Source organism: Streptomyces sp. NPDC093544 (assembly GCF_040683495.1).
Taxonomy (GTDB): domain Bacteria; phylum Actinomycetota; class Actinomycetes; order Streptomycetales; family Streptomycetaceae; genus Streptomyces.
This window is the reverse complement of record NZ_JBFBEA010000037.1, coordinates 18717-33769: the sequence shown is the minus strand read 5'-3', so window position 1 is coordinate 33769 and position 15053 is coordinate 18717. Positions and strand designations below refer to the sequence as shown.

General features: G+C 71.4%; 12 protein-coding genes. 4 read left to right on the top strand and 8 right to left on the bottom strand.

What is annotated here, in order from left to right; genetic code table 11:
- Positions 1-248: 248 nt before the first annotated feature.
- From recX to AB0N66_RS37950, 4 genes are all read right to left on the bottom strand, one after another.
- Entirely contained in the window at positions 249-1154 is a 906-nt protein-coding gene (gene recX, locus AB0N66_RS37965; protein ID WP_365443889.1) for a recombination regulator RecX, read from the bottom strand.
- A 3-nt stretch (positions 1155-1157) separates the two neighbouring features.
- Positions 1158-2282 (bottom strand): recombinase RecA, encoded by a 1125-nt coding sequence (recA, locus tag AB0N66_RS37960; protein WP_365443886.1) that lies wholly within the window; start codon positions 2280-2282, stop codon positions 1158-1160.
- A gap of 300 nt (positions 2283-2582) precedes the next feature.
- Positions 2583-3797, bottom strand: coding sequence for an AI-2E family transporter (locus AB0N66_RS37955; RefSeq protein WP_365443883.1), 1215 nt, complete (start codon positions 3795-3797; stop codon positions 2583-2585).
- A gap of 60 nt (positions 3798-3857) precedes the next feature.
- A complete protein-coding gene (locus tag AB0N66_RS37950; RefSeq protein WP_365443880.1) occupies positions 3858-4052 on the bottom strand; it encodes a DUF3046 domain-containing protein in 195 nt (64 codons plus the stop codon).
- Between the two features lie 80 nt (positions 4053-4132).
- On the opposite strand from AB0N66_RS37950, the gene AB0N66_RS37945 reads away from it, so the two are divergent.
- On the top strand, positions 4133-5086 hold the full coding sequence (locus AB0N66_RS37945; RefSeq protein ID WP_365443877.1) for a hypothetical protein: 954 nt from the start codon (positions 4133-4135) through the stop codon (positions 5084-5086).
- A gap of 177 nt (positions 5087-5263) precedes the next feature.
- On the opposite strand, the gene AB0N66_RS37940 is transcribed toward AB0N66_RS37945, so the two are convergent.
- From AB0N66_RS37940 to AB0N66_RS37930, 3 genes are read right to left on the bottom strand one after another with little or no spacing between them, the layout of a single operon-like run.
- On the bottom strand, positions 5264-5572 hold the full coding sequence (locus AB0N66_RS37940; protein WP_365443874.1) for an AzlD domain-containing protein: 309 nt from the start codon (positions 5570-5572) through the stop codon (positions 5264-5266).
- On the bottom strand, positions 5569-6237 hold the full coding sequence (locus tag AB0N66_RS37935) for an AzlC family ABC transporter permease (RefSeq protein WP_365443957.1): 669 nt from the start codon (positions 6235-6237) through the stop codon (positions 5569-5571). The genes AB0N66_RS37940 and AB0N66_RS37935 overlap by 4 nt, the downstream gene beginning before the upstream one ends.
- Positions 6189-7178, bottom strand: a complete 990-nt coding sequence (locus AB0N66_RS37930) for an AraC family transcriptional regulator (protein ID WP_365443872.1) — start codon at positions 7176-7178, stop codon at positions 6189-6191. Before AB0N66_RS37930 ends, AB0N66_RS37935 begins: the two co-directional genes overlap by 49 nt.
- Before the next feature lie 300 nt (positions 7179-7478).
- Here AB0N66_RS37930 and AB0N66_RS37925 point away from each other — a divergent pair, with 300 nt between their 5' ends.
- The 3 genes from AB0N66_RS37925 to AB0N66_RS37915 all read left to right on the top strand — a co-directional run bounded on the left by AB0N66_RS37925 (position 7479) and on the right by AB0N66_RS37915 (position 14630).
- A complete protein-coding gene (locus tag AB0N66_RS37925; RefSeq protein ID WP_365443869.1) occupies positions 7479-12695 on the top strand; it encodes an ATP-dependent helicase in 5217 nt (1738 codons plus the stop codon).
- A gap of 268 nt (positions 12696-12963) precedes the next feature.
- Positions 12964-13833 (top strand): DNA-formamidopyrimidine glycosylase family protein, encoded by an 870-nt coding sequence (locus AB0N66_RS37920; RefSeq protein WP_365443866.1) that lies wholly within the window; start codon positions 12964-12966, stop codon positions 13831-13833.
- A 32-nt stretch (positions 13834-13865) separates the two neighbouring features.
- A complete protein-coding gene (locus tag AB0N66_RS37915) occupies positions 13866-14630 on the top strand; it encodes an SDR family NAD(P)-dependent oxidoreductase (protein ID WP_365443863.1) in 765 nt (254 codons plus the stop codon).
- Between the two features lie 122 nt (positions 14631-14752).
- Here AB0N66_RS37915 and AB0N66_RS37910 read toward each other — a convergent pair whose 3' ends face one another.
- A complete protein-coding gene (locus AB0N66_RS37910; protein ID WP_365443860.1) occupies positions 14753-14980 on the bottom strand; it encodes a hypothetical protein in 228 nt (75 codons plus the stop codon).
- Positions 14981-15053: the final 73 nt, after the last annotated feature.

Genomic DNA, 15053 nt, shown 5'->3' with positions numbered 1-15053 from the left:
GTCACCGCGTCACCGCGTCACCGCGTCACCGCGTCACCGCGTCACCGCGTCACCGCGTCACCGCGTCACCGCGTCACCGCGTCACCGCGTCACCGCGTCACCGGGACCGAACTGCCCAGCCGGTCCGGGCCAACCGGTTCGGTTCACCCGGCACCGGATTACTCGGCGCCGTTCCGGTCACCTCAGCAACTCCGAGGCTCCGAAGCCGACATGGCTCCAGAACCCCGCCGGATCAGATCCCCGCCGGATCAGAACCCTTCGTCCCCAAGACCTTCCGTGTCCTCGCCCTCTTCCTCCAGCGCCTGGCGCACCACTCGCAGGGCCATGCCCTGTGGGTAGCCCTTGCGGGCGAGCATGCCCGCGAGGCGCCGCAGGCGCTTGTCCCGGTCGAGGCCGCGTGTGGAGCGCAGCTTGCGGGCGACCAGTTCGCGCGCGGTCGCCTCCTCCTGCTCCGAGTCGAGCTGCCCGACCGCCTCGTCGATCAGCGTCGAGTCCACGCCCTTGGTCCGCAGCTCCTGCACGAGCGCCCGTCTGGCCAGGCCCCGGCCGTGATGCCGGGACTCCACCCAGGCGTCGGCGAAGGCGCTGTCGTTGATCAGGCCGACCTCCTCGAAGCGTGACAGCACCTTCTCCGCCACGTCGTCGGGGATCTCGCGCTTGTGCAGCGCGTCCGCGAGCTGTTTCCGCGTGCGCGGGGTCCCGGTGAGCAGGCGCAGGCAGATCGCCCGCGCCTGCTCAACCGGGTCCCGTGGGGGCTCCCCCTTCTCGGCCCTCGACGAGGAAGGGGCGCCTCCGTCCTGTGGGTCGCCGGACGGCTCACCGAAACCGCCACGCCTCCGACGCCCTCGTCCACCACGCGTCCCGCCGTCACCGCGTCGGCCACCGCCCCGGCGCGAGCCGTCGCTGGGCGAACCGTCGCTCCAAGGCAGGCCTTCGCCGCCCCGTGAGCCGCTCTCCGGCGACGCCTTCCCGCCGTCCGGATCGCTGCCGTAGAACCCGCCGGCGCCAGACGTCCCACCCTCGTACGCCCCGTCACCGCCGTACGCCCTGTCGCCGTCTCCGGCCGAGCCACCCACGCCCCCGTCGTACCCCTGCCCTTGCCCCTGCGGGGCAGCAGGGTAGGGGTACTCGGCCCAGTCGGTTCGTCGCGTCATGGGCTAGCTCTTGGCCGCCGCGGTCTTGGGCTTGGAGGCCTTGGCCGCCGGAGCGGGCACCGTCTTCGCGGCCCCGTCCGAAGCGACCGAGACCGCCGCGTCCGCACCCGGCTCGGCGGTGGGCTTCTCCGGCTTCACACCGACGCCCAGCTTCTCAAGGATCTTCTTCTCGATCTCGTTGGCGAGATCGGGGTTGTCCTTGAGGAAGTTGCGCGCGTTCTCCTTGCCCTGGCCGAGCTGGTCGCCCTCGTACGTGTACCAGGCGCCGGCCTTGCGGACGAAGCCGTTCTCCACGCCCATGTCGATCAGGCCGCCTTCACGGCTGATGCCCTGCCCGTAGAGGATGTCGAACTCGGCCTGCTTGAAGGGCGGCGCGACCTTGTTCTTGACGACCTTGACGCGGGTGCGGTTGCCGACCGCGTCGGTGCCGTCCTTCAGCGTCTCGATGCGCCGGATGTCGAGCCGCACCGAGGCGTAGAACTTCAGCGCCCGGCCACCGGTCGTGGTCTCCGGGGAGCCGAACATCACGCCGATCTTCTCGCGGAGCTGGTTGATGAAGATCGCGGTGGTCCCGGACTGGCTCAGCGCACCGGTGATCTTGCGGAGAGCCTGGCTCATCAGACGGGCCTGCAGACCCACGTGCGAGTCGCCCATCTCGCCCTCGATCTCCGCGCGCGGCACCAGGGCGGCGACGGAGTCGATGACGATCAGGTCGAGCGCGCCGGAGCGGATCAGCATGTCCACGATTTCCAGAGCCTGCTCGCCGTTGTCCGGCTGCGACAGGATCAGGTTGTCGATGTCGACGCCGAGCTTCTTCGCGTACTCGGGGTCGAGGGCGTGCTCGGCGTCCACGAAGGCCACCTGGCCGCCTGCCTTCTGCGCGTTCGCCACCGCGTGCAGAGTCAGCGTTGTCTTACCGGAGGACTCCGGGCCGTACACCTCCACCACTCGGCCGCGCGGCAGTCCGCCGACGCCGAGGGCGACGTCGAGGGCGGTCGACCCGGTGGGGATGACCTCGATGGGCTCATTCGGCCGTTCGCCCAGGCGCATCACCGCGCCCTTGCCGAATTGCCGTTCAATCTGTGCGAGTGCGGCGTCCAACGCCTTCTCGCGGTCGGTTCCTACCATGGGTTCCACCCGATTTACTTGAGTCGATCGCTTCACGTCAAAGACGCTAACGCCTGCCACTGACAATGCGCCCCGACGCCCGTCCGGCCTGTGGATAACTCGGGCACATCTCGATGAAAACCCTGCCGAAATCCCCGTCGAGAACTCGGCCGGAGACTCCATGAGAATGGATGTTCGATTTTGGTGTCAAGCGCACCACGCGGCATCACCGAGAGTACGTTCGCGCTCCGACACCGGCTGAACCCCTGGCCTCGCACCTCGACCGCGGCGCCGCCGCAGGAGCCCGGGGCCGGGCTGTCCTCACCTGCTGAACAACCGCCGCACGCGCGCGAAGAGGGGGCTCGAGCCCGGTTCCCGGTGACCGTGCACCCGGGGATCGTCCGTGACGTCGTACCGCTTCACATAGGCGCCCAGGAACGCCTGCAGTGTGGCGACGGCGGGGATGGCGATCAGCGCGCCGACCGCTCCGAGGAGCGCGGAGCCCGCGACGACCGACCCGAAGGCGACCGCGGGGTGGATGTCGACGGTCTTCGCGGTGAGCTTGGGCTGCAGTACGTAATTCTCGAACTGCTGGTAGATCACGACGAAGATCAGCACCCACAGCGCGTACCAGGGGTCGACCGTGAAGGCGATCAGCATCGCCAGGGCACCCGCGAGATAGGTACCGATGGTGGGGATGAACTGCGAGACCAGGCCCACCCAGACGGCGAGCACGGGTGCGTAGGGCACGCTCAGGGCTTCCAGCAGGATGTAGTGCGCGACCCCGGAGATGAGCGCCATCAGGCCGCGCGAGTACAGATAACCGCCCGTCTTGTTCACGGCGATCTCCCACGCGCGCAGCACCTCGGCCTGCCGGGCGGGCGGCAGTACCGAGCACAGCGCGCGGCGCAGCCTCGGTCCGTCCGCGGCGAAGTAGAACGAGAACAGCGTGATCGTCAGCAGTTGGAAGAGGCCTCCGAGCACCTGGGCGGAGACGTCGAGGACACCGGTGGCGCTGTTCTGGACGTAGTTGCGCAACCAGTCGGAGCGGAGCAGGCCCTCCTGGACGTCGACCCGCTTCAGATCGGTGTTGAAGTGCGCGTTGACCCAGTTGATGACGGAGTCGAGGTAGTCCGGGAAGTCCTCGACGATCTTGATGATCTGGCCCGCGAGCATGGAGCCGAGCAGCGTGACGAATCCGGCGGCGAAGATCAACAGGCCGAGGAAGACCAGGAACGTGGCCAGCCCCCTGCGCATGCCCCGCGAGGCCATCCGACTCACCGCGGGCTCGATGGCGAGCGCCAGGAAGAACGCGATGAGAATGTTGATCAGCAGGCCGGTGAGCTCGTGGAACGCCCAACTGCCCAACTGGAATACGGCGACGAGCGCGAGGGCCAACACCATGGCGCGCGGCAGCCAGCGCGGCATGCGTCCGCCCTGCGCGGCGGCGTCCCCGGCCGGGGGGCCGGCGGGCGGCGTCGTGCCGAACGGTGATGCCTGCTGGGCGACCTGAGCGGTCTCGTCTGTCGGGGACACGGAGCAAGTCTCGCCCACGCCACCGACAATCGAGTGCCGCCCCCGGATCTTCGTGCCCCGTCAGCGGTTTTCGTGCGGAACGTCCACAGTCGCACACACCACGCGCCACACGTCCTTGGCCTCCCAGCCCGCGTTCAACGCCTCGTGAACGGTCCGCCCGCCGAGCTCCGTCATCACATGGTCGCGCGCAAAGGTCTCGGCGTACCCCGCACCGAAGTGATCCGCCATCCGCTGCCAGAAGACCGTCAACCGCATGACTCCAGTATCCCGCTCCTGAGGGTGGGCCCGAGCCGGGACCCCTTGTCGAGACCGCTTTCCGTCCTACGGTCGGACCCATGGCCGAATCAGGAGCATCCCCACTCCCCCCGACGCCCCCGGCGCACTCCCCGCTCGCGCGCGCCGAGCACTTCGTCTGGCTCACCGCGCGCGTGCTGGAGCAGCGCCGCTTCGAATACCACTTCCTGAACAACGATGTCGGCGGCGCCGACGCGGTGGAAACCGCGCTGGCCGCCTACCGCAATGACGACGACGGCTACGGTCACGCGCTGGAGCCCGATCTACGCGGCCCTGTCAGCCAGCCGCTGCACACCGGGCACGCGCTGCGCGTACTCGACTCGATCGGGCGCTGCGCAGGACAGCGCGTGGAGCGTGTGTGCCGCTACCTGACCGCCGTCTCGACGCCGGACGGCGCGCTGCCGGCGATCCATCCCAGCCAGCGCGGCTATCCGACGGCTCCCTTCGTGCCGGTCGTCGACAACCCGCCGAGCGAACTCCTCGCCACCGGGCCCGTGGTGGGCCTACTGCACCGCAACGAGGTGTGGCACGCCTGGCTGTTCCGGGCGACGGACTTCTGCTGGCAGGCGATCGACTCCCTGGAGAAGTCCCATCCGTACGAGATCGAGGCCGCCGTGACCTTCCTGGACTCCGCGCCCGACCGCCCGCGCGCGGAGGCGGCCGCCGACCGGCTGGGCCGCCTGGTGCGCGAACACCGGCTCGCGGCGCTGGACCCGGAGCGCCTGGAGGCGTTCCCGGTCGCACCCGACTACGCGCCCGGTGAGCACCATTTCCCCCACGACTACGCGAAGAGCCCGGGCTCACTCGCGCGCGCGTGGTTCACCGACGAGGAGATGACGCGCTCACTCGACCACCTGGCGAACGATCAGCAGGAGGACGGCGGCTGGCCGATCCGCTGGCGCCAGTGGGCACCGGGCACCGCCCTGGAGTGCCGCCCCATCGTGACGATCGAGGCGCTGCGCACCCTACGGGCGTACGGACGCTCCATCGGCTGACCGTTCGGGTGCCGCGACGCCGCGGGCGTACGGGCCGGCCGCCGGCCCGTGTGTCGTGGCTGTCCCTGAGGAGCAGCGCCGCGATCACCAGGGCTGCCACTCAGGGCGACGACAGGTCGATGCCGGTCTGCTGCACTCCTCTCCACCGCGAAACCTGATACGCCGCCCGTCACCCCGTCACCCCGTCATCGCCCGCACCCCCGCCGTCACCAGCACGGCCGCGGCTACCACGAGCAGGAAGGGGGCACGCAGGATCAGTGCGACGGCGGCCGCGGCAAGCCCCGCGGCTTTCGCGTCCACCACCAGGACGTGCCCGTCGGCGAAGGTCTGCTGAGCCGTGAGGGCGGCGAGGAGGGCAACGGGCAGCAGCGCGGCGAGTCGCTGGACGAGCGGCCGCTCCAGTACGCCGACGGGGACCAGCAGCCCGATGAGCTTGACGGCATAGCAGCCGACAGCGGTCGCGCCGATCGCGATCCAGATGTTCATCGGTCCTCCCCTGGTGCTTCGTTGGCGGTCCTCGCACTGCGGCGGCCCTCTACGTAGAGGGCGACGGGAGCCGCGAGCGCGGCCACCAGGACGGGGACTCCGGCGGGCAGCACGGGCAGCAGACCGAGGCCCAGAAGGACCGCGGCACCCGCGACCACACGCTCCGTGGTGGTCTTCAGCATCGGTGCGAGCAGTGCGAGGAAGACGGCGGGCCCTGCGGCGTCCAGTCCCCAGGCATCGGTGTCTCCGATGGCCTCGGCGCCGACAGCGCCGAGCAGCGTGGTGAGATTCCACAGCACGTAGAGGGTGAGCCCCGTGACGGTGAAGCCGATGCGGACGCTACGACGGGTGGGCTGGGCGAGAGCGACCGCCGTGGTCTCGTCGATGACCCACTGTGCGGCGAACGGGCGCACCGCGCGCGGGAGGGCCAGCAGTTGTGACAGACGCAGTCCGTAGAACGCGTTGCGCACCCCGAGGAAGAAGGCGCCCGCGGCCGCCGTGAGCGGGTTCCCGCCGGCCGCGAGCGCGCCCACGAGCGCGAACTGTGAGGCGCCGGTGAACACCAGCAGGCTGAGCGCGCAGGTCTGCAGCAGAGTGAGCCCGCTGCCCGCCGAGGTCACCCCGAAGGCGAAACCGGACAGTCCGACGGCGACCCCGACTCCCAGGGCGTCTCGGACGACGGCTGCGTCGGGTTTTCCACCGTCTTCTTTGTGTGTGCCTGCGAGAGCTGTCTGTTCTGCCACACCCCGGACGGTAGGAGCAGCATCCCGTCGCCGTCTTGTACGTTCTTGCGCTCACGCTGGTAAGCGCCCGGGGGCACGCCCACGATCCGGGTGAAGTGGCGGTTGAGGTGCGGCTGGTCGGTGAAGCCGACGGCCACGGCTGCCTCGGCGGGCGCGGAACCGGTGTCCAGGAGGTGGCGGGCCCGGCGTACGCGGGCATCGGTCAGCCAGGTGTGGGGCGGCATGCCGTAGGCGTCGCGGAACGCGCGCAGCAGCGCGAACGGACTGGTGCCGAGGTCGGCGGCGAGCCGCTCCAGAGGCGGGGGCTCGGCCATCCGCTCCTCCAGCACGGTACGCGCGCGTGCCGCGATCCGGGCGCCGGCGGTGTGCACGGGACGCTGCGGCAGCGTGTCCCCGTTCAGGCGCAGCAACCGGGTCACGGCGACCCGCAGCAGGGTGTCGGCGGCGAGCGCGTTGCCCTCCTCCGCGGCCCTGAGCACCTGGTGGACGAGACGCACGGCGTACGGGTCGTCGAGCACCGGGCTGGTGAATCCTGGGGTGCCCCGGATCGTGGTGGTCTCGGCGGCGATCTCGGCCACCAGCTCCGGCGACGGGTACACCGCCCCGTACCGCCAGCCTTCGGGGACGCCCGCACGGCCGGTGTGCGGAGTGTCGGGGTTGACCAGCGCCAGGGTGCCCGGGCCCGCGTACTGATCGGTGCCGCCGTGGTGGAAGACCTCCACCCCGTCGGAGATGGCGGCGATGACGAAGTTCTCGTGGGTGTGCCGCACGAAGATCTTCTCGACGTATCGGGCCCGCAACAGGTCGACACCCGGCAGTTCCGCGTACTGCCAGTGCCGCGCCTTCTCCGCCGAACCCGCCATGCCCCCATTCTGCGCCAGCGGTGCCGATGGCCCCATGCCGTAGGCCGGGCAGGCAGCCCACGGCCCACCGACCGAGGTCGCGCTCAGCGCCCGTGCGAGGCCGGTTCCCGCCGGCTTAGACGGCCCAGCCGACCGGCACCACGGCGGCCCGCAGCCTGCCGCCTCCCGCCTCCCGCCTCCCGCCTCCCGCCTCCCGCCTCCCGCCAGCCGCCATACGGCCTTCCACGCCCGGCATAGCCCTCCGTCATCACATTTCCGCAGGTCAGGGCAATTGTCAGTGGCCGGGTGCAGGATGGACGCATGGTCAGCTCCACACACCGAGCCCTCGACGGCTTCTCCCTCGCGACCCGCGGCTGGTTCACGGGGGCGTTCTCCGCGCCCACCGCAGCCCAGGCCGGGGCGTGGGCGGCCATCGGTGCGGGCTCGGACGTCCTTGTCGTCGCCCCGACGGGCTCCGGCAAGACCCTGGCCGCGTTCCTCGCCGCGCTCGACCAGCTGGCCTCGACCCCGCCGCCGGCCGACCCCAAGAAGCGCTGCCGGGTGCTTTACGTCTCGCCGCTCAAGGCCTTGGCGGTGGACGTGGAGCGGAACCTGCGCAGCCCGCTGACCGGCATCCGCCAGGAGTCGGTGCGGCTCGGGCTGCCCGAGCCCGAGGTGAAGGTGGGCATCCGCTCCGGCGACACCCCGCCCGCCGAGCGCCGCGCCCTCGCCACCCGTCCGCCGGACATCCTGATCACCACCCCCGAGTCACTGTTCCTGATGCTGACGTCGGCCACGCGCGAAGCGCTGACGGGCATCGAGACAGTGATCCTGGACGAGGTCCACGCGGTGGCGGGCACCAAGCGCGGCGCCCATCTCGCGCTCACCCTGGAGCGCCTGGACGAGCTGCTGCCCAAGCCGGCCCGCCGCATCGGCCTCTCCGCCACCGTGCGTCCGGTGGACGAAGTCGCGCGCTACCTCTCGCCCCAGCGCAAGGTGGCGATCGTCCAGCCGCCGTCGGGCAAGGAATTCGACCTCTCCGTAGTCGTCCCGGTCGAGGACTTGGGCGAGTTGGGCGGCTCCCCGGTCGCCGATGCCAACGAAGGCGCGGAGAAACCCTCCATCTGGCCGCACGTCGAGGAGCGGATCGCCGACCTCGTCCAGTCCCACCGGTCCACCATCGTGTTCGCCAACTCCCGCCGCCTGGCGGAGCGACTCTGCAACCGGCTCAACGAGATCGCGTACGAGAGGGCGACAGGCGAGCCTCTCGAAGAGGCCCACGCCCCGGCCCAGCTGATGGGCGGCTCGGGCGCGGCGCAGGGCGCCCCACCGATCCTCGCCCGCGCCCACCACGGCTCGGTCTCCAAGGAGCAGCGTGCCCTCGTCGAGGAGGACCTGAAGGCGGGCCGCCTGCCCGCCGTGGTCGCCACCTCCAGCCTCGAACTCGGCATCGACATGGGCGCGGTGGATCTCGTCATCCAGGTCGAGTCGCCGCCGTCCGTGGCCTCCGGGCTCCAGCGCGTGGGCCGGGCGGGCCACCAGGTGGGCGCGGTCTCCACGGGCGTCGTCTTCCCCAAGTACCGAGGCGACCTCGTGCAGGCCGCCGTGGTCACCGAGCGGATGCGCACCGGCTCCATCGAATCCCTCCGAGTCCCGGCCAACCCCCTGGACGTGCTCGCTCAGCAGCTCGTCGCGATGACCGCCCTCGACACCTGGCAGGTCGACGACCTGCTCACCACGGTCCGCCGTGCGGCACCCTTCGCCTCGCTCCCGGAGTCGGCGTTCACGGCCGTGCTCGACATGCTCGCGGGCCGCTATCCGTCCGACGCCTTCGCGGAGTTGCGGCCCCGAGTGGTGTGGGACCGCGTCGCCGGTACGGTTACCGGCCGCCCCGGTGCGCAGCGCCTCGCCGTCACCTCCGGGGGTACGATCCCCGACCGCGGGCTCTTCGGAGTCTTCCTCGCGGGAGCCGACCCCAAGAAGGGGGGCGGCCGGGTCGGCGAGCTCGACGAGGAGATGGTCTACGAGTCCCGTGTCGGCGACGTCTTCACACTCGGCACCAGCTCCTGGCGCATCGAGGACATCACCCGCGACCGCGTACTGGTCTCCCCCGCACCAGGCGTCCCCGGCAGGCTGCCGTTCTGGAAGGGCGACCAGCTCGGCCGCCCACTCGAACTGGGCCGCGCGGTCGGCGCGTTCCTCCGCGAGGTGGGCTCCCTCCCCAAGGAAAAGGCCCGGCCCCGGCTGCTCGCCGCGGGACTGGACGCCTGGGCCGCTGACAACGTGCTCTCGTACCTCGCCGAACAGCGCGAGGCGTGCGGTCACATCCCGGACGACCGCACCATCGTCGTCGAACGGTTCCGCGACGAGCTGGGCGACTGGCGGGTCGTCGTGCACTCCCCCTTCGGCGCCCAGGTTCACGCCCCCTGGGCCCTCGCGCTCGGCGCCAAACTCTCCGAGCGCTACGGCATGGACGCCCAGGTCATGCACGCGGACGACGGCATCGTGCTGCGACTGCCCGACGCCGACCTGATGAGCCTGGACCTCCTCGACCAGGCGCCGACGAAGGCCGGCCTGGAGTACGACGCCGACCAAGCCCCCGTCGGCGCCGCGGACGTCGCCTTCGACAAGGGCGACGTCAACCAGATCGTCACCGACCAGGTGGGCGGCTCGGCGCTGTTCGCGTCCCGGTTCCGCGAGTGCGCCGCCCGGGCCCTCTTGCTGCCGCGCCGCAGTCCTGGAAAGCGCACCCCGCTGTGGCAGCAACGGCAGCGCGCCGCCCAACTCCTTGAGGTGGCCAGCGAGTACGGCTCGTTCCCGATCGTCCTGGAAGCCGTTCGCGAATGCCTCCAGGACGTCTTCGACGTCCCTGGCCTCACAGAGCTGATGGGCGACATCGAGTCCCGCAAGGTGCGCCTGGTCGAGGTCACCACACCGGAGCCTTCGCCGTTCGCCCGCTCACTGCTCTTCGGTTACGTCGCGCAGTTCCTGTACGAGGGCGACTCACCGCTCGCCGAGCGGCGCGCCGCCGCCCTGTCCCTGGACTCACGGCTCCTCGCAGAGCTCCTCGGACAGGCCGAGCTGCGCGAGCTGCTCGACGCCGATGTTCTGACCGAGCTCGAGCGGGAGCTCCAGTGGCTCACCGAGGACCGCCGCGTCAAGGACATCGAAGGCGTCGCGGACCGACTGCGCCTGCTCGGCCCGCTCACTGACGCCGAACTGGCCGAGCGCGGCGCCGAACCGCAGTGGGCCCAGGAGTTGGCCGCCTCGCGCCGCGCCATCCGGGTCCGGGTCGCCGGAGCCGCCCACTGGGCCGCGATCGAGGACGCGGGCCGGCTGCGTGACGCACTCGGCACGGCGTTGCCCGTCGGTGTCCCGGAAGCCTTCACCGAGCCGGTCAAGGATCCGCTCGGCGACCTCCTCGCACGGTACGCGCGCACCCACGGCCCGTTCACGTCGACGACGGCCGCCGCCCGCTTCGGGCTCGGCACGGCCGTCACGGACGGCGCCCTGCATCGACTCGCCGCGGCCGGACGCGTCGTGCAGGGGGAGTTCCATCCGGCGGGTATCGGTCAGGAGTGGTGCGACGCGGCGGTCCTGCGCAGGCTGCGGCGCCGTTCGCTCGCGGCGCTGCGTCACGAGCTGGAGCCGGTGCCGCCCGCGGCGCTCGCGCAGTTCCTGCCGCAGTGGCAGCACATCGGCAGCGGGCATGGGCTGCGCGGCATCGACGGACTGGTGCGCGCCATCGAGCAGTTGCAGGGCGCGTCCGTTCCCGCGTCCGCGCTGGAGAAGCTCGTCCTGCCGTCGCGAGTCACCGGTTACGCCCCTGCACACCTTGATGAGCTCACGGCCGCCGGAGAGGTGATCTGGGCCGGGGCCGGGTCACTGCCGGGCAAGGACGGCTGGGTCTCGCTGTACCTGGCGGACGCGGCCCCGCTGCTGCTGCCCTCCCCGCACCCCTTGGAGCTGACCGCGCTCCACCAATCCATCCTGGACGCCCTCTCCGGGGGTTACGGCCTCTTCTTCCGTCAGATCACCGACCAGGTCCGCGCGACCACGCACCCGGACGTCACCGACCCCCAACTGGCCGACGCCGTCTGGGACCTGGCCTGGTCGGGACGGCTCACGAACGACACGCTCGCCCCGATGCGCTCCCTTCTGGGCTCGGGCCGCACTGCCGGGTCCACGGCCCACCGCGCCAAGCGCGCGACCCCACGCGGGCGCTACGGCTCCGTGACCGGCGCCGCACGTCCCCAGTCCCGTACCGGCCCGCCGACCGTGGCGGGCCGCTGGTCCCTGCTCCCCGACCGTGAGCCCGACCTCACGGTGCGCGCCCACGCCCTGGCCCGCACACTGCTCGACCGACACGGCGTGGTGACCCGGGGCGCTGTCGCCGCCGAGGGCGTCGAGGGCGGCTTCTCCGCGATCTACCGCATCCTGTCCGCCTTCGAGGACAGCGGCCAGGCACGCCGTGGATACGTGGTCGAAGGACTCGGCGCGGCCCAGTTCGCGATGGACGGCGCGGTGGACCGCCTGCGCGCGGCGGCGAACGCCCGGGACCGGGGCGAAGCCCTGTCCGAGCCGGACCTCCCGAACGAATTCCCTGACCAGCACGCCGACCAGCACGCCTTCCCGGGCGACCCCTACTCCGCGAGTACCTCGAGCTTCCCGGCCGACGGCGGCTCCGCGAGTACCTCGACTTCCCCAGTCGTCCGCGGCTCCACAGGCACCTCAGACTTTCCCGGCCGCCACGCGTCCTCGACCACCCCGGATTTCCCAGGCGACGCCAGTTCCCCACCCCACAGCGCCCCCTCCGGTCACCGAGACACCCCGCGCACCCCCGGCTTCCCGGGCGACGACGATCATGACTCCGGCGTCCCCAGCAGCCCCGACCCAACTGACCCCCTCAGCTTCTTCAACGCCCCCAGCCATCCGGGCGACCGTGCCAACCTCCACGACCCGGGGGACTTCGACCCCGCGAACTCTCCCGACTTCCCACCCGCCTCCGGCCTCACCGACGACCACAGTTTCTCGGCCGACTCGGCCAACTCCGCCTTCTCAACCCGCGCCACCTCCTCCGAGGGCCCTGGATTCCCCGACATCGCCGGCCCCCCGAACAGCCGCCCCCGCTCCCGCAGCCGCGCAACCTCCCAAGCCGTCGTCCTTGCCGCCGCCGACCCCGCCAACGCCTATGGCGCGGCCCTCCCCTGGCCCGAGCCCCCGACCGGCGCAGGACACAAGCCCGGCCGGAAGGCAGGCTCGCTGGTCGTGCTCGTCGACGGCGAGCTGACGCTGTACATGGAGCGTGGCGGCAAGACCCTGCTGGCCTGGCCCTCCGACCCGGACGGCACCATCACGCAGGACGCCCGCCTGCTCGCCGCCGCCGAATCCCTCGCGACAGCGGCCCGCGCCGGCTCCCTCGGCACGATCACGGTGGAACGCGTCAACGGCACCTCCGCCCTGACCTCCCCCTTCGGCACACTCCTGGAAGGAGCAGGCTTCATCGCAACCCCCCGCGGACTGCGCCTCCGCGCCTAGGACTGTCTGGCGGACCATCCCGGAGACGCGGGGCTCGGCACGCCGATCTGCGTCAAAGGTGCCGCCGATTTCCTCCGACCTGATCCGCCGGACAGGCCTCAGCGCCCTCCAAGAGACCCGGCCACCCCCGAGCAACCCCCGCCAACCCGGAGCCATCCGACACCTCGGTCCGAAAGGACCCGACCGCCCCGGAACCGCCCCAGAACCTCCCCGGGCACCCCCGAGGCACACCCAAGTCCCCCACTCCCCGACATGCCACCCTGGACCCATGCCCGAAGGAGACACTGTCTGGCAAGCCGCGAGGCGACTGCACACCGCCCTCGGCGGCAAAGTGCTGACCCGCTCCGACCTGCGGGTGCCGAGGTACGCCACCGCCGACCTCACCGGCCGCACCGTCCTGGACGTGACCCCGCGTGGCAAGCACCTTCTCACCAGGATCGAGGGCGGTCTGACCCTGCACTCGCATCTGCGGATGGACGGTTCGTGGAAGGTGTACGCGAACGGTCAGCGCTGGAGCGGCGGCCCCGCCCATCAGATCCGAGCCATCCTGGGCACCGTGGACCGTACGGCCGTCGGCTACCGGCTCCCCGTGCTGGAACTGATCCGCACCACCGACGAGGACCGCGCCGTGGGCCACCTAGGCCCCGACCTCCTGGGCCCGGACTGGGACCCGGACAAGGCCCTGGGGAACCTACTGCGCGACCCGGCCCGCCCTCTCGGCGAAGCCCTGCTCGACCAGCGCAATCTCGCCGGTATCGGCAACGTCTACAAGAGCGAGCTGTGCTTCCTCCTCGGCGTCACCCCCTGGCTCCCCATCGGCGCGCTCCCCACCGACCGCACCGCTCACCTGCCCGCCCTGGCCAAGAAGCTCCTCGAATCCAACCGCGACCGCCCGGCCCGCAACACGACGGGCCGTAGCACTCAGGGACACAGCGCCACGGGGCGCGACCAGAACCTCTACGTGTACGGCCGCACAGCCCGCCCCTGCCTGCGCTGCCACACCCCGATCCGCTCGGCCGACCAGGGCGACGGCTCCCGCGAGCGCCCCACCTACTGGTGCCCGACCTGCCAAGCCGGCCCCACACCGCCACCGGGCACCGCCAAAACCCGCACAGGTCCCCGACGTACAGCCAATTGACGACCCGTCAGAAACCCTCGTACGGTCCCTTCATGCCCCTCAAGGCGTACGACCTCACCGGACGCACCGCATTCGTCACCGGCGCCGCCAGCGGCATCGGCCGCGCATCCGCCGTCCTGCTCGCCGAGGCGGGAGCCACCGTCCACTGCGCCGACCGCGACGCGCAGGGCCTGCACGAGACAGCAACTCTGATCAAAGGGCAGGGCGGCACCGCCCACACCCACCCGCTCGACGTGACCGACCGCGACCAGCTCAGGCAGGCCCTCGCATCCTGCGAACGCCTCGACGTCATGGCAGCGGTCGCCGGGATCATGCACAGCAGCCCGGTACTGGAGACCAGGGACGAGGACCTCGACCGCGTACTGAGCGTCAACTTCAAGGGCGTGCTGTACGCCTGCCAGGAAGCGGCCCGCACGATGATCGAGACCGGTACCCGCGGCAGCATCATCACGATGGCCTCGGGCGCAGTCGACACGGGCGGCCCCGGCCTGTTCTGTTACGGCGCGTCGAAGGCGGCGGTCGTGCAGTTGACGAAGACCCTGGCGACCGAGATCGGCCCGCACGGCATCCGCGTCAACGCGGTGGCGCCCGGCTGGGTCCGTACGCCGATGACGGACCGGCACGACGGGGAGGCACAAGCGCATACCGAGGCATTCATGGCCCGGCTGGCCCCGCTGGGCCGCGTCGGCGAACCGGAGGACATCGCCCACGCCGTGCTGCACCTGGCCTCCGACGCCTCGGCGTTCACAACGGGCCAGATCCTCCGCCCCAACGGCGGCGTCGCCATGCCTTGGTAGCCGCCGGCTCCAAGTGCTCAGCGACCCCCTTCACTCCCCCGGCGACCCCTGACCCAGCCACGGCGCGACGCCCGAGCGGCACGCCCGCTGGGTCACACAGGTCCCCTCACGCCGCCCCCGCCTCACTCCCTCACAACAGCGCCGCGACGCCCTGACGGCGCCCGCGCCCGCCGCATCGCCCGCGCCTTCGGAACGCAGTGCACCGGCAGCAGACTCAGCCCCCATCCGCCGGCCGCGACCGCCCCCTCCAAAGCCCCCGCGTCAGGCACCAGCGCGAGCCGGAGCACACTCCACCACCACAGCCCGCCAAGCCCCAGAACAACCCCCCAGCGCACTATTCGCCCTGCCATGGCCGCCACCTCCAGCCGGACGCTAGAACACCACCCTCACGCCCGACAGGGCGCACCGGCAGCACATGGACGC